The sequence below is a fragment of the Leptospirales bacterium genome (assembly GCA_019694655.1).
In the GTDB taxonomy this organism is placed as follows: Bacteria; Spirochaetota; Leptospiria; order Leptospirales; family Leptonemataceae; genus SSF53.
Genome location: JAIBBN010000002.1, coordinates 447,121 through 465,161, shown reverse-complemented (window position 1 = coordinate 465,161; position 18,041 = coordinate 447,121). Strand labels below are relative to the sequence as shown.

19 protein-coding genes are annotated in these 18,041 nt (G+C 58.4%); 11 read left to right on the top strand and 8 right to left on the bottom strand.

Annotated elements, in window-relative coordinates; genetic code table 11:
- Positions 1–15: 15 nt before the first annotated feature.
- The 4 genes from K1X75_05365 to purS are packed head-to-tail and all read right to left on the bottom strand — an operon-like array spanning position 16 to position 3,985.
- Positions 16–966 carry a haloacid dehalogenase-like hydrolase gene (locus K1X75_05365; protein ID MBX7057474.1) on the bottom strand — a complete coding sequence of 317 codons (951 nt, stop codon included), beginning with the start codon at positions 964–966 and terminating at the stop codon, positions 16–18.
- Positions 963–3,053 (bottom strand): NAD(+) synthase, encoded by a 2,091-nt coding sequence (gene nadE / locus K1X75_05360; protein MBX7057473.1) that lies wholly within the window; start codon positions 3,051–3,053, stop codon positions 963–965. The genes K1X75_05365 and nadE overlap by 4 nt, the downstream gene beginning before the upstream one ends.
- Before the next feature lie 9 nt (positions 3,054–3,062).
- Entirely contained in the window at positions 3,063–3,737 is a 675-nt protein-coding gene (purQ, locus tag K1X75_05355) for a phosphoribosylformylglycinamidine synthase subunit PurQ (GenBank protein MBX7057472.1), read from the bottom strand.
- Positions 3,734–3,985, bottom strand: coding sequence for a phosphoribosylformylglycinamidine synthase subunit PurS (gene purS / locus K1X75_05350; GenBank protein MBX7057471.1), 252 nt, complete (start codon positions 3,983–3,985; stop codon positions 3,734–3,736). Before purS ends, purQ begins: the two co-directional genes overlap by 4 nt.
- Before the next feature lie 104 nt (positions 3,986–4,089).
- On the opposite strand from purS, the gene K1X75_05345 reads away from it, so the two are divergent.
- On the top strand, positions 4,090–4,539 hold the full coding sequence (locus K1X75_05345; protein ID MBX7057470.1) for a DUF1566 domain-containing protein: 450 nt from the start codon (positions 4,090–4,092) through the stop codon (positions 4,537–4,539).
- Positions 4,540–4,590: 51 nt separating this feature from the next.
- A complete protein-coding gene (locus K1X75_05340; GenBank protein MBX7057469.1) occupies positions 4,591–5,355 on the top strand; it encodes a class I SAM-dependent methyltransferase in 765 nt (254 codons plus the stop codon).
- On the opposite strand, the gene K1X75_05335 is transcribed toward K1X75_05340, so the two are convergent.
- Together K1X75_05335 and K1X75_05330 are read right to left on the bottom strand one after the other, a co-directional pair.
- Positions 5,352–6,242 carry a phosphoribosylaminoimidazolesuccinocarboxamide synthase gene (locus K1X75_05335; protein MBX7057468.1) on the bottom strand — a complete coding sequence of 297 codons (891 nt, stop codon included), beginning with the start codon at positions 6,240–6,242 and terminating at the stop codon, positions 5,352–5,354. The two genes, K1X75_05340 and K1X75_05335, sit on opposite strands and share 4 nt — an antisense overlap.
- Positions 6,243–6,252: 10 nt before the next feature.
- On the bottom strand, positions 6,253–6,768 hold the full coding sequence (locus tag K1X75_05330) for a YkgJ family cysteine cluster protein (GenBank protein MBX7057467.1): 516 nt from the start codon (positions 6,766–6,768) through the stop codon (positions 6,253–6,255).
- A 116-nt stretch (positions 6,769–6,884) separates the two neighbouring features.
- Between K1X75_05330 and K1X75_05325 the strand changes: the two genes are divergently transcribed.
- The 5 genes from K1X75_05325 to K1X75_05305 all read left to right on the top strand — a co-directional run bounded on the left by K1X75_05325 (position 6,885) and on the right by K1X75_05305 (position 13,128).
- Positions 6,885–8,450 carry a flagellar hook-length control protein FliK gene (locus K1X75_05325; GenBank protein ID MBX7057466.1) on the top strand — a complete coding sequence of 522 codons (1,566 nt, stop codon included), beginning with the start codon at positions 6,885–6,887 and terminating at the stop codon, positions 8,448–8,450.
- 16 nt (positions 8,451–8,466) lie between these two features.
- On the top strand, positions 8,467–9,270 hold the full coding sequence (locus K1X75_05320) for an endoflagellar hook capping protein (GenBank protein ID MBX7057465.1): 804 nt from the start codon (positions 8,467–8,469) through the stop codon (positions 9,268–9,270).
- Positions 9,271–9,332: 62 nt separating this feature from the next.
- On the top strand, positions 9,333–10,724 hold the full coding sequence (gene flgE / locus K1X75_05315; protein ID MBX7057464.1) for a flagellar hook protein FlgE: 1,392 nt from the start codon (positions 9,333–9,335) through the stop codon (positions 10,722–10,724).
- Positions 10,725–10,809: 85 nt separating this feature from the next.
- Complete coding sequence (locus tag K1X75_05310) at positions 10,810–11,154, top strand: STAS domain-containing protein (GenBank protein MBX7057463.1); 345 nt, start codon at positions 10,810–10,812, stop codon at positions 11,152–11,154.
- Between the two features lie 69 nt (positions 11,155–11,223).
- Positions 11,224–13,128 carry a phosphoenolpyruvate carboxykinase (GTP) gene (locus K1X75_05305; GenBank protein ID MBX7057462.1) on the top strand — a complete coding sequence of 635 codons (1,905 nt, stop codon included), beginning with the start codon at positions 11,224–11,226 and terminating at the stop codon, positions 13,126–13,128.
- Between the two features lie 230 nt (positions 13,129–13,358).
- Here the strand turns inward: K1X75_05305 and serA are convergent, their stop codons facing one another.
- Entirely contained in the window at positions 13,359–14,951 is a 1,593-nt protein-coding gene (gene serA / locus K1X75_05300; protein ID MBX7057461.1) for a phosphoglycerate dehydrogenase, read from the bottom strand.
- 83 nt (positions 14,952–15,034) lie between these two features.
- On the bottom strand, positions 15,035–16,027 hold the full coding sequence (locus K1X75_05295) for an alpha/beta fold hydrolase (GenBank protein ID MBX7057460.1): 993 nt from the start codon (positions 16,025–16,027) through the stop codon (positions 15,035–15,037).
- A gap of 117 nt (positions 16,028–16,144) precedes the next feature.
- On the opposite strand from K1X75_05295, the gene K1X75_05290 reads away from it, so the two are divergent.
- The 4 genes from K1X75_05290 (at position 16,145) to rpsB (ending at position 18,030) form a co-directional block, all read left to right on the top strand.
- On the top strand, positions 16,145–16,384 hold the full coding sequence (locus tag K1X75_05290; protein MBX7057459.1) for a hypothetical protein: 240 nt from the start codon (positions 16,145–16,147) through the stop codon (positions 16,382–16,384).
- Complete coding sequence (locus K1X75_05285; protein MBX7057458.1) at positions 16,381–16,782, top strand: hypothetical protein; 402 nt, start codon at positions 16,381–16,383, stop codon at positions 16,780–16,782. Before K1X75_05290 ends, K1X75_05285 begins: the two co-directional genes overlap by 4 nt.
- Before the next feature lie 119 nt (positions 16,783–16,901).
- The gene (locus tag K1X75_05280; protein MBX7057457.1) at positions 16,902–17,147 is read left to right on the top strand and encodes a hypothetical protein; all 246 of its coding nucleotides are present in this window, start codon (positions 16,902–16,904) and stop codon (positions 17,145–17,147) included.
- A gap of 7 nt (positions 17,148–17,154) precedes the next feature.
- Positions 17,155–18,030, top strand: a complete 876-nt coding sequence (gene rpsB, locus K1X75_05275; GenBank protein MBX7057456.1) for a 30S ribosomal protein S2 — start codon at positions 17,155–17,157, stop codon at positions 18,028–18,030.
- The last annotated feature ends 11 nt before the right edge of the window (positions 18,031–18,041 follow it).

The window sequence follows — 18,041 nt, the reverse complement described above, 5'->3', positions numbered from 1 at the left end:
GTTGCGCCGCCGATATCAAGGGCTCTGGCCAAGCGTCGCCGACTGTGAAACGTAGAGGACGCCTGGAATCCGCGGCCCAAGATCGCCATTGATCATTACGCTGATCGCGTGTCGGGCTGGAAGAGTTTGATTTCGCACCCAGCTCAACATGGGTCCATCGGTGTGCGGGCTGTTTCCGAAGGCGGCCAGGACAAAGATCTCTTTCGCTCCCGCTGCAGCCCGCTCCTGTTCCACTATCATCTGAATGCGCTGCACCTTACCTGGTCCCCAGTGGATGGGAGGAACGATGCGATCGGTGTATCGATCGCCGCGGCTCTCCAGAGCGATGCCCAGGACTCGCTCTGGAGGCAGCGCCAGAGCGGTCGCCATACGTTTCACAAAGAAATCCGGCGAAGCAGAGATGATGTAGTTGTGAACCCCGCGGCTTTCCAGGGCGCGAAGAATGGCGATGGAACTTGCAAAAAAATGCGGCGGAAATCGATGACGCACCTGGTCGCCGGCGGAGGCGATATCCTGGACCCTGGCGCCGGCAAAGGTCTGGGCAGTAAAGCCATATGCCGTAGCATAGCCGGCGCGATTTTCCAGCGCCAGATAGTCGCGCCGGTAGCGTTCAAAGGCGCCGGGCCCTGCATAGCGTGGCGATAAGCCTCTGCCGATCAATTCTTCTTGCAGTCCCGCATAAAGGGTCTGCCCATTGCGAGTCAGTCCTTCGGTCAGGTCGCCATCCAAAATTGTTCCATCAAAATCCCACACTGCTACAAAGATGCAGCCCGGCGAGGCGCAGGGTTGCACGCCATTGCGTGCAAAACGATCCACTGCAAGCCGCGTCTGTTCGATTTCATCCAGCACCTGTTTGGCATGGGCTTCCGGTGTAGCAAGCTGACTGCATTGCGCAAGGGCCGCTAGCGCGGCCGCCCAAAAGCAGGCCAATATTAAACTGCGAATCCCCAATTGGCGGCGTATCATCGATTGGCGCCTCCTGCTGCTTGATCATCCATTTCATCGAGCTCTGTGCGGTAGCCGCCATTCAAAATAGGAAAGCGGTACCAGCTGCGCGGATCCAGATTGACGTCGTCCAGATGGAATGAGGGCGCATAGCGTTCGCGTTTCCATTGGTTTCTTGACCAGAGTTCGAAGAAGCGCCGAATTGCAGCGCGCAACTGATTTGCGTCGGACCACTCCGGGTCTGCATGCAGATGCTCGAAAATCTCCGCAGGCGGCTTACGGTCGCGTATCGCCAGCCGTTCAATGCGATCAAGCAGTCGGTATGGCATTAGATCCGACTCGTCGCTCTGTCCCGCCGCAGCCGGCCGCAGTTCTGCTGTGGGCGCCTGACGCGTGATGGCCTGCAGAGCCGCAATCGGCCCAAGCAGCCAGTCGCCCTGAATTTCCATCCAGCGCAGCCAGTTCTGGACAAAGTGCTTATCGATTCCCGCAATGGGCGCTAGGCCTCCCGCGGTATCTCCGTCCATCGTGCAGTAGCCGACGGCTGCTTCACTCCGATTGCTGGTGGTCAATAACAGATCGCCGCGCAAGTTTGCCAGTAGCCAGACCATGGGCGCGCGCGTGCGAGCCTGGATATTTTGCAGGGCAAGGTCATCGGTCTTCCATTCCAGCGTGCGCCCGGCGATAGCCGCTCCGCGCTGGAGATAGGCTGCGGCCTGCTCTTCGACGTCGATTTCGTAATGATCGGCATGCAGTGCGTCAGCCAGTGCGCTCGCGGCGCTGCGCGTCGTTTCGCTGGATTGCCGTGTGGATTGATAGACCGTGAGCAGCAGCTGTGAACTCAGGACGGGGACGATTTTGCGTAGTCCGTCTTCGCTCTCGTGGCTCTCATCGGGCAGCAACTCAATCAAGTCGCGGCGACCAAGTCGCTCCAGACACTCGCGAGGTCCAAGCTCAGCAATGGCCAGCGCCAGCATTCGCTGCACCAGCACAGCGCAGCAGGCCGAGTCGGCGCCGCCCGATAACGATATGACAAAGCCGCGGCTGTGGCTCTTGCGCAAATAGTCAAAAAGTCCAAGACCTTCCGCGCGCAAAAACTCGGCTTCGCGCGATGCCAGCTGGGCCGCGCCTACCGTCTCCGCCCAGCAAGTCCGGGGCAATGGAGAGGCATTGGCAGAATTGGGCGGCGAACCAAAACCGATGGTTCTCGTGCGGCCCCGTAGCAACTGTACTGGAGCAACGGGTCCAGGCGTTGCGTCGCCCTGACGTACAAAGCTGTACTGACGCGCGCGCTGGACGCGCAGCCGCTCAAGGTCAATGAGGGTATTCTGGACGCGATAGTCGGCAAAGGAAAAGCCGCGATCCTCAAGCAGCATTTCGCCGCCGGCTGCAACTACCGCGGCGCCATCGTAGATCATCCGGCCGGCCTCGTTGCCCAGCAGGTTCACCATTGCATAAGCGCAGCCAAAGTTGCGCGATGACTCCTGCACAATACGGCGGCGCAGCTCAAACTTGCCAAACGCAAAATGCGAGGCCGAGGGATTGAGCAGTAAATCGACGCCGCCATTCAAGTGCTGCACTCCGGGCCGGTCTGGCACCCAGGCATCCTCGCAGATTTCGATGGCAAAGCGAATGTCGCCGAGTGCAAACAGCGGATTGCCAAAAGGGATGCTCTGTCCGTCGATTTCTATTACTTCTGTCTGTTGGCCATGCCAGGCGCTAAACCAGCGCGGCTCATAGTGAACGCCATCGCCGGCGAGGCGCCCCTTGGCTGTAATGCCAGCGATACGCCCGCCGTTCAGTACCGCAGCGCAATTGTAAAGACGATCGTTACGTGCGATTGGAAGTCCGACAATCACCGCACCGCCAGGCAAACGCCGATCAGCTTCTTGAGCGATCTCACGCAGCAATTGCAGCGCTCGCTCCTGAACATCCGGGGAATGAAAGGCGTCCTCACAGCCATAGCCGGTAATGCACAGCTCTGGGAAGAGCGCCAGGTCGATCGGTTTGCCGAGCGTCCGCAGGGCGCGTAGAATTCGATCGAGATTGCCGCTCCAATCGAGCGGCGTCTGATTTACAGCCAGCGTGGCAACCGCGACGGTAAGCATCGCACTGCGTCAGGCGACCGCCAGCTGGCAGCGCTCCAGGAAAGATTGCAGAAGCAACAGACCGTCCAGTGACGAGGAGGTCAGCGGATCAACGGCGCGCTCCGGATGCGGCATCAAGCCCAGACAGAGATGTTCACGGTCGGTGATCCCCGCGATTTGCTCGGCGGAACCATTGACATTGTCCGCATACTGAAATGCAATTTGATCATGGTCAAAAAGGCTCCGCAATTCCTCCTCATCGATTCGGAAATTGCCCTCGCCGTGGGAGACGGGGATTCGATATTCGCGATTGGCCTGCAAACCGCGTGCGAATGCGTTGTGCGGATTCGCTTTGAGTGCGACCGTCTTGCAGATGTGTTTCAGCGTGACGTTGCGAATCAGAGCGCCGGGAAGCAGGCCTGCCTCGCAAAGGATTTGAAAACCATTGCAAATCCCGACGACTGGCCGTCCACTACGGCGATGTTCGCGCAAGGAATCCATGGCCCTGGCAAATCTTGCAATGGCGCCGCAGCGCAAGTAGTCTCCATAGGAAAAGCCGCCGGGTACGATCAGCAGGTCATAGCGCCTTTCAATTGCGTCGGCATGCCAGAGGAGGTCGGCTTCGAGATCAAAAGCCAGCTTCAAACCGCGCAGTATGTCCTGATCACAATTGGATCCTGGAAAAGTAAGAACGCCGGCCTTCACGGCGCGGCCCCGATCGTAAATTCAAAAGTTTCAATCACCGGATTTGACAGCAGCGATTCGCAGTACTTTCGCACCTGCTGCTCGGCATCCTCCGCAGAGCGGCTTTCCAGAAGCAATTCCACAAACTTGCCGATGCGCACGTCTTGCACCTCGCGGTGATTCAGATTGTGAAGCGCATGAAGCACTGCCTGACCTTGCGGGTCCAGGATCGATTCTTTGAGCTTGATTTGGATACGGGCCAGATACATTGCTGTCAACCATGCCAGCCTTGCCGGAGCCCCAAACGGGCAAAGAGAATTTTTACCCGCGATGGCAACGCCGCTGGTTGCCAGCTGCCGCATTGTTTGCAGGGTTGACGGCGTCGATAGCCGCTCAGCCGTCTCCTCAGCTATCAGACCGAGGCGACGGGTCGATTCAGGACAGCCGGAGCAACCTGACATGGCTTAAGTGTCCGGTTGGACAGCGCTATGCGGGCCATCTCTGCAGCGGCCATGCGCAATTGCTTGGCTGGCGGCGCGCCCAGCAACGCTGCGCTTTGCGGCACGACCTTGGCTTTCACGATTGGCGCCTGCCTTCGCGCGACGATTTGCTCAGCCTGCTGGACATGGGCCTTTCCGCGCCCTACTATCCGGCGGAATACTTTGGGGCCATGAATCCGCCGGTGCTATGGAATGCAGCGGCTATCACCGACGAGCGCGGCGTGCACGGCGAAGCGATCAACTTTTTGACCGGCGCTCGCTTCGCAATGCAGGGGCCCAGAGCTTTTGCACTGTGTGTTCGCGGCGGCGGGGCGGCGCCCTAGTCGTCCACCTGCTTGATTGTCTACGATTGCAGGACGACGCAGCAAAACCCTATGGCTTTCCAGGACCATTTTTCCAGCCATTCCGGCCAGTATGCAAGGTTTCGGCCACAATATCCAGAGTCCCTCTTCGACTCTGTAGCTGCTTTGCTGTCGCCGGAACAGCGTATTTGCGCCTGGGATTGTGCGACGGGCAACGGACAGGCAGCCCGGCCGCTTGCGGCGCGCTTCAAGCAGGTCATTGCCAGCGATGGCAGCGCTCGCCAAATTGAGCAAGCGCTGTCTTGTGCCGGCGTCGAATACCGCGTCTTTACGGCTGAGGAGCCGGACCTCGAAGATGATAGTATCGATCTGGTGACGGTGGCGCAGGCCTTCCACTGGCTGCGCTTGCCACAGTTCTACACGGCGCTACGGCGCGTGGTGCGTCGCCATGGCTGGCTGGCGGTCTGGGGCTATGGCCTGAACTCGATTGATCCTCTGATCGACGAACTCGTTTTGCATTTCTACAGGAATACAGTAGGACCATTCTGGCCTCCGGATCGGCGTCACATTGAAAACGGCTATCGCGCTTTGGACTTCCCGTTTGCGGAAGTTGCAATGGACCAGCCGCAAATCGAGCTATTTATGGATCTGGCCGACTTTCTGGGTTACCTGGGAACCTGGTCGGCCGTGGTCCGCTATCGCGAGATAAAGGGGCAGAATCCGATCGACGAGATAGTCGAACCGCTGCGTTCGCTGTGGGGCGATGCTCAACGGCGATGCGTTCGCTGGCAAATTTTCTTGCGGGCTGGACGAGTGCATGGACTGCCGGGGGCCTAGGCAGCCGAGAGCGCCTGTTCAATGCGCATTTCGATTTGCCGATAGAGGCGCACTGTCTCATCAATCACAGACTGCGGCAGCGCCGGGGCCGGCGGCGTCTTGTTCCAGCCAATTGATTCTACGTAATCGCGAATGAACTGCTTATCGAAGCCAGCCGGCGATGCGCCGGTGCTGTACTCGCTGCTTTCCCAGTAGCGGCTGGAGTCCGGCGTCAATGCCTCGTCGATCAGCAGAATCCTATCGTTGAGTATTCCAAACTCAAATTTGGTATCGCAAAGTAGAATCCCGACCCGTCCCATGCGTTCCGCTGCGAACTGGTAGATGGCGACGGATATATCGCGCAAGCGTTCGGCCAGACCGTTCGGCAAGGATGCGGCCATCGCCGCAAAGCCGACATTCATGTCGTGGTCGCCAAGCGGGGCCTTGGTGGCAGGCGTGAAGATCGGGCCCGGCAGGCGCGAAGACTGCTGCAGCCCGGACGGCAATGCGATTTCGCACACAGCGCCCGTCGCGCTGTATTCCTTCCACGCCGAACCAGCCAGAAAACCGCGCACCACACATTCGAAATCGACGCGTTGGGTTCTCCGTACGTACATACTGCGGTCGGCAAGCTCCTCGGTATTGAAGGGCGGCGGATAGTTGTGAAAGTCGGCGCTGAGCAAGTGATCTTCAAAGTCCCATTGATCCATCAAGCCCGAGCGGCGCAGCGCCTGAAACCATAGCGTAGAGATCCGCGTCAGAATCGCGCCCTTGCCAGGTATTAGTTGATCAAAGACCACATCAAATGCCGAGAGTCGGTCGCTTGCCGCTACGAGCATGCTCCTTTCATCGACTGAGTAAAGGTCGCGAACCTTGCCGCGATAGAACGGTTCAGGAAGAGCGCTCATGGACAGACAACTAGATCATGAAGCGACGGCGCTGAACCTTTTGCGGGGCAAGAAAGGAGCGCTGCGTTTCGTTCACCCGGCGCGCGACGCCCAGCGCACTGAAAGTTTCCGGCTCGTTTGCATCGACGCCCGGACACTCCGCGCGCATCTCAGTATAGCTCTCCTGATCGGCAAAAGAGGAGGGCCAGAAGGGGAAAGAGCGACATTGCAGCGGCCGGACTTCGTAGATTCGACAGCGTTCTTCACTATCCAGGAAATGACAGGCGCCCCCGGTGCGATGATAGTAATATCCGTTTTCTTTCCCTTGAATCAAGCGCTGGCGCAGACTGCGGCGTTCGGCGGCGCTCAAGTCAAGGTGTTCATAGATCGCCGCCAGATCGTCCGCAGTAAAATAGACGCTGCCCGGGCCGCGACAGCATTGGCCGCAGCCTGTACACCGAAAGCGAAAGGTCGCGCTACTCATGGCGCGAACGACGCCGGCCGTACTTTGCGGTTCAAATAGATCCGGGTCCTGCTCCTCGCGCACAGAAACAAGCCGTCCTCTGCCTGAGGGCTGGCAACTGTTTTATGTCGCCGACCGACAGCCTGCAGGCGGGACAATTTCCCTCATGGTCGCAGCCGTTTCAGGCGACACCTCTATTGATGAACCCTGCGCAAGCTCTTCGGCGTCCTGGTCCGGGACCGTCCGTAGATTCGATAGAATCCTCGATCGTCGCTCCTGGCAGCAGCGACGGGCTATTCATGCGTCAATTGCAGACGGCTGCTCAACTTGCCTTCAACCGGCCGACTGAACCAATTGGCGTTCAAGGCTCTGCCGAGACGACGCCAGCGCCGCTGCGCCCGCAAACTCCTGATGAGGCATTCGAGGTTGGAGCGGTTCAACGCAGTCCCCTGGAAGGGCAAGAGGTCCTGCAGGCTCGAGAAGCAACAGAGGCTCGTGAACGGCGAGATACGCGCGACCGGCGCGAGGCGCGAGAAGAGCGGGACTCGGAGCGCGCCTTGAGTAAGGGTCCGATAGCGGCCACCGCAAATGCGGACGCTCCGGAGAAAAGACCGGACAGCTTGCCGCAAAATGCGCCAGGTTCTACTCGGTCCGCCGCCAAAGCCAAAGAGGGGAGCGGCTCTGGAACGATAGAGGGCGACGCTGCCGTCGCACTTCAAAGCCGCCAGCTAAAGGCAAAGCAACTGCACCCGGCATCTGCTTTCGATCCTTTGCCCTCGACGCTATTTGCCCGGCTCAAGCGCGCCGAGCTCGCGCCAGAGGAAAGCGCCGCATCCAACGCGGCGTCGCTACTGCAAAAGTCAGGCGATCCACGGACAGGTCTGCGTCTGACGGCCGCCGAGACGGGCGGTCGCCGCGGCGGCGTGCACAAAGGCGAAGGCCAGTCTCAGCAAATCAATCTATCACGGCAGGAAATTTCAAAGTCGCCGGACCCCGGAGCATTGCGTGCGCTAAGCGCTGGGACGTCGGAAGAGCGCCCGCAATCGCAGCAAATCGGCGAGAAGATCAAGATCGATGACCGCCGCGAGCGCGCCGTTTTCACGGACAACTCGCCGCGCACCGAACAGCGGCGTTCGCGCTCTGACTCCCAGTCCTCGCGCGAGGATCGCGGATCGCTACAGTCGCACGTTGAATGGCTGGCTCGTTCTATTGAAAAGGAGATAGGGTCGTTGCGCGGACCGAGCGCTGCATCTTCTTCGATTCAGGAACCAGCGAAGATGTTTCAAGAACTGGTCCAGGCTGCGCGTTTGCAGCTGAATGCCGATGGCAGTTCCATCGCCTCGATTCGGATGCACCCCGAGCATCTGGGGCGCCTTACACTGCATCTTCAGGTGCGGGAAAATCAAGTGCACGCCCAGGCTGTGGTGGAGAGCGAAGCGGCCCGCAAGCTTGTTGAAAATGAGATCGACGCGCTTCGCAGCGAACTGCGGCGTCAGGGGATTCAAGTCGAAAGCGTCAGTGTTCGCGTACGTGAAAGCGGCGAAGGCGCCGGAGCGGGGCAATCGCGCGGCGAGGAATCGGCCAGCTGGACGCAAATGAATAGCGACAACAGCGGCCAGGATAGCAGTCAGCGTTTCGCCGCTTCGAGCGAAGAGGTAGCAATGTTAGACTACGAGCAGCAGCAGGCCGGCAATGCATTTGAGCAAGATAGCCTGCAACTTACAGCATCGCACCAGGATTTGAGCGCCCTGAATCTAGTCGCTTGAAAGAAGGAAGATCGCCATGCCAGAAGTCAGTCAGCTGAGTTCCGACCAGTTACGCAACCGATACCTGAATCAGGATCGTCAGGTAAATATTCAGCAAACCTTGCGCGAGCAAGAACAATTGCAGCAGAGCGGACTTCAGGACATCGAAGTGCGCGAATCGCCCAAACAGCTGGGCAAGGACGACTTTCTCAAGCTTCTGATTACGCAATTGAGTCACCAGGATCCCACCCAGCCAGTTCAGGATCAACAGTTCATCGCCCAGATGGCGCAGTTTAGCTCGCTGGAACAAATGCAGAACATGTCCAGCGCTCTGAATCGGATGGCGGAGCGGCAGGGCCATACGCTGGTTGGTCGCTTCGTCGTCGGGCGCGACTTCGTACACGGCGAACAGGTCAGCGGCGTAGCACAGGCATTCTTCTATGATGAAAGCGGCATTCCGTTCTTGAAAGTTGGCGGTCGAGCGGTGCGCGTCGATGATGTGATCCTGATTGGAGATCCAGAGCAATTCCGCCCTGAATTTGGCGGAACTGGCGCTGTTTCGCCATCTCCGGCGCAGTCACAGCCGCCCGGCGCGGCAAACCGGACGCCTCAATCCGGGCCCGCAAATTCCGGGAGCGCCTCGTCGCCGCCAGCGCCGCCAGCGCCGCCAATTGCCGCCACGCCGACAGGAGATCCGGAACTGGCAAGGCGAGCGGCAGCCGGCTATGAATCCAATTTGAATCCGGCGCCAGCGTCGCAGGAGCCTGATTCGGAAACTGTCACTCCGCAGGCAGCGGGCGAACAAATCCAGTCAAGCCTGCCGCCAGAATCCCGACAGTAGAAACAAGCGAATAGAGAACTCAATCTAAGAGTGCAAGAGACCAGGTAGGAAAAAGAAAGCTTATGATGCGATCGCTGTATTCCGGTGTTGCGGGCCTGAAAAACCACCAGGTGCGGATGGATGTGATTGGTAACAACGTTTCCAACGTCAACACGCACGGCTTTAAGGCTGAGCGAGTGACATTCATGGACATGATCAGTCAGGAGATGTCCGGGGCCTCAGAACCGCGTGAAAATATCGGCGGTATCAACCCGATGCAGGTTGGACTGGGCGTAATGATGGCGTCCATCGACAAGATCATGACGCAGGGCAGTTTGCAAACTACCGGTCGCAACACGGATGTCGCCGTATCCGGCGAAGGATTCTTTATCATCCGCGATGGTGAAAAGCAGTACTATACGCGCGCCGGCCAGTTCACCATCGACCGCGACGGATTCTATGTTCATCCGGGCACGGGCCTGCGCGTTCAGGGCTGGAATGCCCGAGAAGACGAGAATGGCAATCGCTACATCAATTCCAGCGCCAGCATCGAGAATATTCACATTCCGCTGTATTCCAAGAAGCCGGCGCATGCAACTACCGAAGTATCCTACGAATCCAATCTGCGGCAGAACGTAGAGGCGATACCGCCGGATGCGACGGAGGAACAAATCCAGCAGTTTCTTTCCGGGCCGCCGGAAACGCGGCGCGGACACGTGACTACCATCAACGTCTACGACCCCGAGGGGAATCAGCGCGAACTGCGTTTGGAGTTCTTGAAAGTGGGTGAGAACCGTTGGCGCGTGCGCACCAATTTGCAAGATGCTTCCAATGTATCCGTAAACGTGGTAGGTCCGGGGGGCCAGGATACAGCGATCGGCGGCAGCAACAGCTTCGATATCAATTTCAGTTCAGACGGCCGGGTACTCTCCGTATCTGATGGAGTAGATACGCTCAACGCCGGCAAGCTTGATGTGCAGCTTTCCTTTCGCATCCCCGGGAATCCGGAAACGCAAACCATTCGCCTGAATATGGGCGAAGCCGGCCAAATGCGCGGCGTCACTCAGTTTGCAGCGCCATTCACGACTCGCGCCCGCGAGCAGGACGGCTACGCAATGGGATATCTGGAAAGCTTTTCCATTGACAACACTGGAACCGTGACCGGAACTTTTTCCAATGGCGTGAAGGAGCCTCTGGCCCGCATTGCACTGGCCGTATTCACCAACCCGGGCGGTCTGACCAAAGAGGGCGAAACCAAGTTCAGCTTCTCGATCAATTCCGGCGAACCAAACATCGGCGAGGCCGGTATCGGCGGCCGCGGAAAGATCAATGCCGGACTGCTGGAAATGTCCAACGTGGACCTGACCGATCAGTTTACGGACATGATCGTAACCCAGCGCGGATTTCAGGCAAATTCGCGTACAATTACAACCAGCGATCAGATGATTCAAGAGGTCCTGGGACTGAAGCGCTAAGGTCGGCTTCTCGTCGATAATTGAAAACCCGGCTCGACGGCAGCCGGGTTTTTTTATGCCCTGACTCTGCAGGGAGCGCGATCGTTTGGAAAAGTACAGCATTTCTACGGAATTGCATGGCGCAATCACCGTGGTCTCTCTGGTCGGGAACTTCGATTCAGAGGCATCCTTCAAGTTAGAATCGGAGCTGATTGCACTGCTCAAGGGCGGCTCGCGAAGAATCTTGCTCGATTGCAAACAGCTGGCATACGTCTCCAGCAGTGGAATTGGCGCCATCATGTCCGCAGGGCAGCAAGTTCGCGATCTTCGCGGCGACTTGAAACTCTGCGGACTGCAGCCAGCCATTCGACGCTTGCTGCAATACCTCGGACTGGACGGCATCTACGATCAATATGCTACGCTTGAAGAGGGCATCGCCAACTTCGCCTGAGTCTGCCGGGCTTTTCGCTTGCAGCGCCGGACGGAAAACCGCTCTGTAGTTCCGGTAAGAGGTATATTGATGAGCGCAAGCAATGCCAGCACAGTTCCGGAACGTTTTGCAGTCCCGGAATACGTCAAGAACGAGAAATTCAAAGCGTGGTTCCATCAAGTAGTAGATCTTTGTCAGCCAGATCAAGTGCACTGGTGCGATGGCAGCGACGCCGAATGGAAATCGATGTGCGAGAGCATGGTCGAACACGGCACATTTGTCCGCCTGAATCCCGCCAAGCGTCCCAATAGCTATCTGGCATTTTCTGATCCAGGCGATGTAGCTCGCGTCGAGGATCGTACGTTCATCTGTTCGCGTCGCCGGCAGGATGCCGGCCCCACTAACAATTGGATCGAGCCCTCCGAAATGCGCGCTACGCTCAACGGATTGTTCCGCGGCGCAATGCGCGGGCGCACTCTGTACGTTGTGCCTTTCAGCATGGGGCCTCTGGGATCGGATATCGCGCAAATCGGCGTGGAGTTGAGCGATTCGCCCTACGTTGCCGTTAATATGAAGATCATGACCCGCATGGGCCGCAAGGTCTGGGATGTGATGGGCAATAACGATTTTGTTCCCTGTCTGCACAGCGTTGGTATGCCGCTGGCGCAGGGCCAAAGGGACGTTCCATGGCCCTGCAATAAAGACAACAAGTACATAGTACATTTCCCGGAGGACCGGGAAATCTGGTCCTATGGCAGCGGCTATGGCGGCAATGCTCTCCTTGGTAAGAAGTGCTTCGCCTTGCGCATCGCCTCAACGATGGGGCGGGATGAGGGATGGCTTGCGGAACACATGTTGATCCTTGGCGTTGAGCAGCCGGGCGGGGAGAAGAACTACGTTGCGGCGGCTTTCCCCAGCGCCTGTGGAAAGACGAACTTCGCGATGTTGATACCGCCGGGCCCGCTGAGCCGCATGAAGGTAACAACCGTCGGCGACGACATTGCCTGGATCAAGCAGGGCAGCGACGGGCGACTCTATGCGATCAACCCGGAAGCCGGCTACTTTGGCGTTGCGCCCGGCACCTCGTACAAGTCGAACCCCAACGCGATGGATAGCATCAAAGCCAATTCCATTTTCACCAACGTCGCTCTGACCCCGGACGGAGATGTCTGGTGGGAAGAGATGACCGACGAGGCGCCGCCGGAATTGACTGACTGGCAGGGACAGAAGTGGACCCCGCAGATTGCAAAGGAAAGCGGTCGCAAGGCGGCGCATCCCAACGCGCGCTTTACCGCGCCGGCCTCGCAATGTCCTTCCATTGATCCAGCCTGGGAAGACCCCAAGGGCGTCCCGATCTCAGCCTTTATCTTTGGCGGACGTCGCGCCAGCACGGTCCCTCTGGTCTATCAGGCCGTAAACTGGAACTTTGGCGTCTACCTTGCGGCCACTATTGGATCAGAAATGACTGCCGCCGCCGCCGGTACTATCGGCCAGGTGCGGCGGGATCCGTTTGCTATGTTGCCTTTCTGTGGCTACCACATGGGCGACTATTTCAATCACTGGCTGCAAATGGGACGCGGACTGCCCAACCCTCCGCGCATCTTCTGTGTGAACTGGTTTCGCAAAGACGAGAATGGCAAGTTCATGTGGCCAGGCTTTGGCGACAATATGCGCGTGCTGAAGTGGGTGGTGGATCGTGTCAATGGTCGCGCCTCTGGAATTGAATCTCCGCTGGGCTGGATGCCGCGTTACGAGGATATTGACTGGAGCGGACTGGATTTCAGCCGTGAGCGATTCAACCAGCTGATGACTGTAGATCGTGAGTTATGGAAGCAGGAGGTGCTGATGCACGAAGAGCTCTTTGAAAAGCTCTATGACCGACTGCCTAAAGAATTCATCGCGATGCGTGAACTGATTCTGTCCAGTTTGTGGCGCTCGCCGGCGCGCTGGGAGCTGGCGCCGGAGCGCTACGGCGAGGAGCTTGCCGTGCGCTGAGCTCCAGGGCGCACAGCGGAGCACGGATGCGCAAAAGGCCGGTCCCCTGGGGCCGGCTTTTTGTTTGGGTCGGCCGCTCCGGGGGTTTCTTGTGGAACGTATTACGTCGCTTCAATGGCTTCCAAAAGAGTCTGCTGGCCCTGCTGGAAGTTAAATCCTGTACCTGCTTCGCGCCTTATGTCGCGCGGGCCCCGCGCTCCGATCTCAGTGGCGATGCGGCGCCGAGTGGCTCAGCGCAGATCCAGCTGCACCGCGTTCAGGATATTGTCCAGGCCGCGCAGCTTTGCCAGCGCCTCCGGGCTCAGCAGGTCGTCCACGGTCATCATGCAATAGGCCGTGCCGCCTTTGTCGTCGCGACTGAGCTCGAGATGGGCAATGTTGATATTGAGATCGCCCAGGAAATTTCCAAGCGTGCCAACAACGCGCGGCACATCGCGATTGGTAACCAGTAACATGATGCCATCCGGCTTGAACTCGATGGGCAGGCCAAACATCGAAAAAACCAGCGGTTCGCGATTGACGCTAGTAAATTTGCTCTCTGTACTCTGACCGCGCGACGTGGAGAAGCGGACGTGCACATAGCTGGAGAATCCACGCTCGGCAGCTTTCTTGTTCTCCTGCAATTGAATGCCGCGGTCGCGAGCAAAAACGGGCGCATTGACGAAATTCACTTCATCGCCCATGGCAACGCTGAGTGCGCCACAGAGTATGGCCGTGCTTACCGGCTGGGTGGCAAAGTTTGCAACTTCTCCACAGTAGTCGATTTGCACGCTGGCCAGATCGCCGGGAAGCATGTGCGCCAGCATGCGACCTACTTTCTCTCCGCCCTGGAAGAAGGGCTTCAGGTAGTCCATAGCCTCCGGATCGACCGTCGGAAAATTCAAGGCATTGCGAGCAATGCCGCGCTCAAAGTATTCGATGAGCTGGTCCACCGACTCCATGGCTACGGCGAATTCGGCATCGCCGGTCGACGCTCCAAGATGGGGCGTCATTATACAATTTTCCATCTCGGTAAGAGCAAACCCGGACGGCGGAGGCTCCTCCGAAAAAACATCCAGCGCCACGGCGGCGATTTTGCCGCTGCGCAATCCCTCGGCCAGCGCGGCTTCCTCGTAAATTCCGCCGCGCGCGCAGTTGATCAGTCGCACGCCGTCTTTCAGGCGAGCCAGGTTTTGCAAATTGACCAGACCGCGCGTGGCGTCGGTCAGCGGAGTATGCACCGTTACAAAGTCCGACTGCGCCAGCAGCTCCTCCAGAGCGACGATATCAATTTCAAGATGGCTCAGGTTGGCCGGCGGTATATAGGGATCATAGCCAACGACATTCATTTGCAGCCCGCGGGCGCGCTTGACGACCTCCTTTCCGATCCGGCCAAGACCGACAACGCCCAGGGTCTTGCCGGTCAGTTCAACGCCGACAAACTTGCTCTTTTCCCATTTTCCCTGCTTCATCGAGGCATTGGCCTGCGGCGTCTTGCGCGCCAGGGCAAAGAGCAGCGCCAGAGCCTGCTCCGCAGTGGAGACAGTATTGCCGCCCGGAGCGTTCATTACGATGACGCCGCGGCGCGAACTCTCCAGAATATCGATATTGTCTACGCCTACGCCGGCGCGTATGACAATCTTCAAGTTTGGCGCGCGCTCCAGAAGCGCGGCATCCACGCGTGTTGCCGAGCGAATGATCAGTCCCTGCGCCTGCGGCATGATTTCCAGCAGGCGATCGCGACTGTAGCCGCCATCATAAAGCACTTCCAGGCCTGACTGCTGGCGAAGTCGAGCCACGCCTTCCGGATCAAACTTGTCTGCAACGACAATGCAGTGCTTCATTTCGCCAGGTTTCGAGATAGAGGGGCGGCGGCAAGCGGGATCGGGCAAGTCAGGTCGAGCTTCGTTCACTTTGCCGTTGAACGCTATATCGCTGTCAATTTGCCGCGCCGCAGACGCGGAAATTTCCAGCCCTTCGGCGCAGGTCGCGGGGCGGAATCAGCGTTCAAGGTTTCATCAATGAATGATTGAAGGAAACGGAACACGCGATCGCGAGCGCGCTCGTGTGTGAGCAAAGTATGCATGGTGGAAAGATCGGGAGGCAGGATAAACATCAAAGCGCGCTTTTCACGACTCTGAATTCGATTGTATATGTAGGCCTGGTTTTCGGCGCTCACTGTCCGGTCATTGGCTGCCATGATCGAGCAATAGGGGGCATGAATTCTGCCCAGCCCAGCTCGCACGGCGGGCAGTGCGCGCTTGAAACTGTGCAGCGCGGCCAGGGCGTGCTGGTAACGGTAGCCGACCCAGGGATTGAGGCGCTCCACCTGTCCAGGTCGGTTGCGCTCCAGACGAAGAATGGGCTGAAAGATCTTGATCAAGCCGGTCAGTGGCATTGTAGGCTGATGGAAGATGAGGCGGCCATTGAAGAAGCCATTAAAGAAAACGGGACTGCTGATGGTAATCAGTCCAGCCGGTCGAAAGGTATCGGCATGCCGCGATGCAATGCGCAGGGCAACGGCGCCGCCCATGGAAAATCCAACCAGAAATAGTTTGCGGTAACGCGACCGTTCTTCGAGATACATTCGTTCGATGTAACTCTCCCAATGCTGGAAGCGGGTACGCGCCAGGTCCTCGATGCGCGTACCGTGGCCGGGCAGCAGTGGTCCAATTGCAGTATGGCCCAAACTATGGAGGAATTCCCCAAGCGGTCGTACGTTGAAGGGACTGCCGCCGTAGCCATGAATGACCAGAAAGGCAATGCCGCTCTTGCCCTCGAAGCGCCAGGGCGCGGCGCCTTCCAGCATATGTTCCGGGTCTGGCGCAGGCGGCATCGGCAGCGCCTTCTCCGGCAATCCGTAGTGGCCGATAAGCAGCGCCAGCAGGAGACAGGCCGCGACAAGGAAGGCGAGGGACATTCGACTCTGGAATGCCGGCAGCGTAGCCCTGCGGGCAAACAAAAAAAGTCAACCTTCGGTCGGGACGCGGTGGCGTCGGCTGCTTGACTGCCGAGCAATGCTGCTGAAGGATTCCCCATGCCAAGACGGGCGGAGCGCTTCCAGATGCTGCTGACTGAGGAAGAGCGACTGCTGCTCGATCAAATCTCGGCAAAGCAAGGTCGCCCGGCGGCGGAGGTGCTGCGTTCGGCGCTGCTCAGCGTGCATCAACCGGCCGGGGCCTATGCTTCGCTACGCGCCCTTGAGAGCTTGATTCATCGGCCGCCGCTCTCGCTGGAGCAGCAGGCTCAATTGCGGCGCGAGGCGCAGCGCGGGTGAAGGAGCGCATCTATCTTGGTGCGATGGGAATGTTAGCTCTGGCTGGACCTGAGGGCCGTTCGCTCAATCTGGCTCTCCAGTTGGCATTGAAGAGGGGCGATCTGGCAGTTACCGGCGCCGCCAGCGTGCAACGATTGCAGGACCTTTTCGAGCGGACGGCCGCTTCGGACGCGTTTGCCGAACTATGGCCTTGCCTGCGTGATATCGTGGCCGAGATATCGGCGTTTGGGCGCGAGGAGCTGGAGCGCTCGCTGGAGTTGAAGCGGCTGCGCGACCTTCCAGGCTGGCTTGCGCGTGAGGCTGTATCGGCTTTGAGCAACGAATCCACAATGGTGCTCGATGCCGGCAGCGGTCTGGCCGAGCTCTGCTTGCTACCACGGCTGGAGGCCAGGGGCTAATTGATTGACGCCGGTTGCAGAATCACAATCCTGGCCGTTCTGAGCCAACGAAATAGCTTTCGAAGGCTCGATCAGCGTCGTTCAGTTCTGAAAACTGACGTCGGTGAGAGGAATCCGGCATGGGGAAGCTGCCGATCGCATTTGTGATCCTGGCCTGCCTCCTCAGCATGTTCCTGGGAGCGGCCCTGGGCTCGCTTCTAGAACAGGTCTTTGGATTCGGCTGGTTGAATGTTGAGCTCTTTGGGAGCCCCGTAACAATTGAGGACTTTTATCTGCTGAAGCGTTTGGAACTGCAGCTGACGCCGGGCGCCCTCCTGGGTCTTGGCCTTGCCGGCTGGTTCTTCTATCGATACACGAGGAACTAAGAAAACTATGTCGACCATTTCCATGAAGAACCTGCTCGAGGCGGGCGTACATTTCGGACACCAGACTCGAAAGTGGAATCCGAAAATGGCGCCCTATATCTTCACGGCGCGCAATGGCATCCATATCATCGATCTGCAAAAGACGGTGCAGCTCGCCAAGCAGGCCTACGAGGCTCTGCGCGAATACACCCACCGCGGCGAGAAAGTGCTCTTCATTGGCACGAAAAAGCAGGCCCGCAGCGCCATTGAGCGCGAGGCCCAGCGCTGCGGCATGTTCTACATAAATAACCGCTGGCCTGGCGGTCTTTTGACGAACTGGGCTACCGTGAAGAAATCCATCGCCCGGATGAAGCGCCTGGAGTCCATGGAGGAAACCGGCAGCTTTGAGCAAGAAGCCCGCACCAAGAAGGAAGCCCTGGAGCTTCGACGCGAGTTGGAAAAACTGCGCAAGAACCTGGCCGGCATCAAGGATATGCTCGGCATTCCAGAGATTCTCTTTGTGATCGATCCAAGCAAAGAAAGCATTGCGATCCAGGAAGGCCGCAAGATGGGCTGTAAGATCTTTGCTGTAGTTGATTCCAACTGCAACCCGGACGAAATCGACTATCCGATTCCAGGCAACGACGACGCCATTCGCGCAATTTCGCTCTTCTTGCAAACGATGGCCGATGCGGTCATTGAGGGAACGCAGGGCATCGTATCGGGCGCCGAGTTTACAGACGATGATGCTACGATGGATAGCGATTCGCTCCGCGTCGATTCGATGAAGTACAAAGGCGAGTACGACGAGACGGGTGAATTTATTCCCGACGAGCCGGTGCGCGGCGCGCAACCGGCGGCAGCGACGCCGGCCCCGGAAGGCGAGCCGGCAGTTGCTGAGTAAGCCGCTGCAGG

Bases quoted from the DNA above. Each gene is read 5' to 3' on its own strand.
- K1X75_05325 (MBX7057466.1), top strand. From the start codon at position 6,885: ATGAACCCTGCGCAAGCTCTTCGGCGTCCTGGTCCGGGACCGTCCGTA.
- K1X75_05290 (MBX7057459.1), top strand. From the start codon at position 16,145: ATGCCAAGACGGGCGGAGCGCTTCCAGATGCTGCTGACTGAGGAAGAG.
- serA (MBX7057461.1), bottom strand. From the start codon at position 14,951: ATGAAGCACTGCATTGTCGTTGCAGACAAGTTTGATCCGGAAGGCGTG.
- K1X75_05280 (MBX7057457.1), top strand. From the start codon at position 16,902: ATGGGGAAGCTGCCGATCGCATTTGTGATCCTGGCCTGCCTCCTCAGC.
- purS (MBX7057471.1), bottom strand. From the start codon at position 3,985: ATGTATCTGGCCCGTATCCAAATCAAGCTCAAAGAATCGATCCTGGAC.
- nadE (MBX7057473.1), bottom strand. From the start codon at position 3,053: ATGCTTACCGTCGCGGTTGCCACGCTGGCTGTAAATCAGACGCCGCTC.
- K1X75_05340 (MBX7057469.1), top strand. From the start codon at position 4,591: ATGGCTTTCCAGGACCATTTTTCCAGCCATTCCGGCCAGTATGCAAGG.
- K1X75_05295 (MBX7057460.1), bottom strand. From the start codon at position 16,027: ATGTCCCTCGCCTTCCTTGTCGCGGCCTGTCTCCTGCTGGCGCTGCTT.
- K1X75_05365 (MBX7057474.1), bottom strand. From the start codon at position 966: ATGATACGCCGCCAATTGGGGATTCGCAGTTTAATATTGGCCTGCTTT.
- K1X75_05320 (MBX7057465.1), top strand. From the start codon at position 8,467: ATGCCAGAAGTCAGTCAGCTGAGTTCCGACCAGTTACGCAACCGATAC.
- flgE (MBX7057464.1), top strand. From the start codon at position 9,333: ATGATGCGATCGCTGTATTCCGGTGTTGCGGGCCTGAAAAACCACCAG.
- K1X75_05335 (MBX7057468.1), bottom strand. From the start codon at position 6,242: ATGAGCGCTCTTCCTGAACCGTTCTATCGCGGCAAGGTTCGCGACCTT.
- rpsB (MBX7057456.1), top strand. From the start codon at position 17,155: ATGTCGACCATTTCCATGAAGAACCTGCTCGAGGCGGGCGTACATTTC.
- K1X75_05305 (MBX7057462.1), top strand. From the start codon at position 11,224: ATGAGCGCAAGCAATGCCAGCACAGTTCCGGAACGTTTTGCAGTCCCG.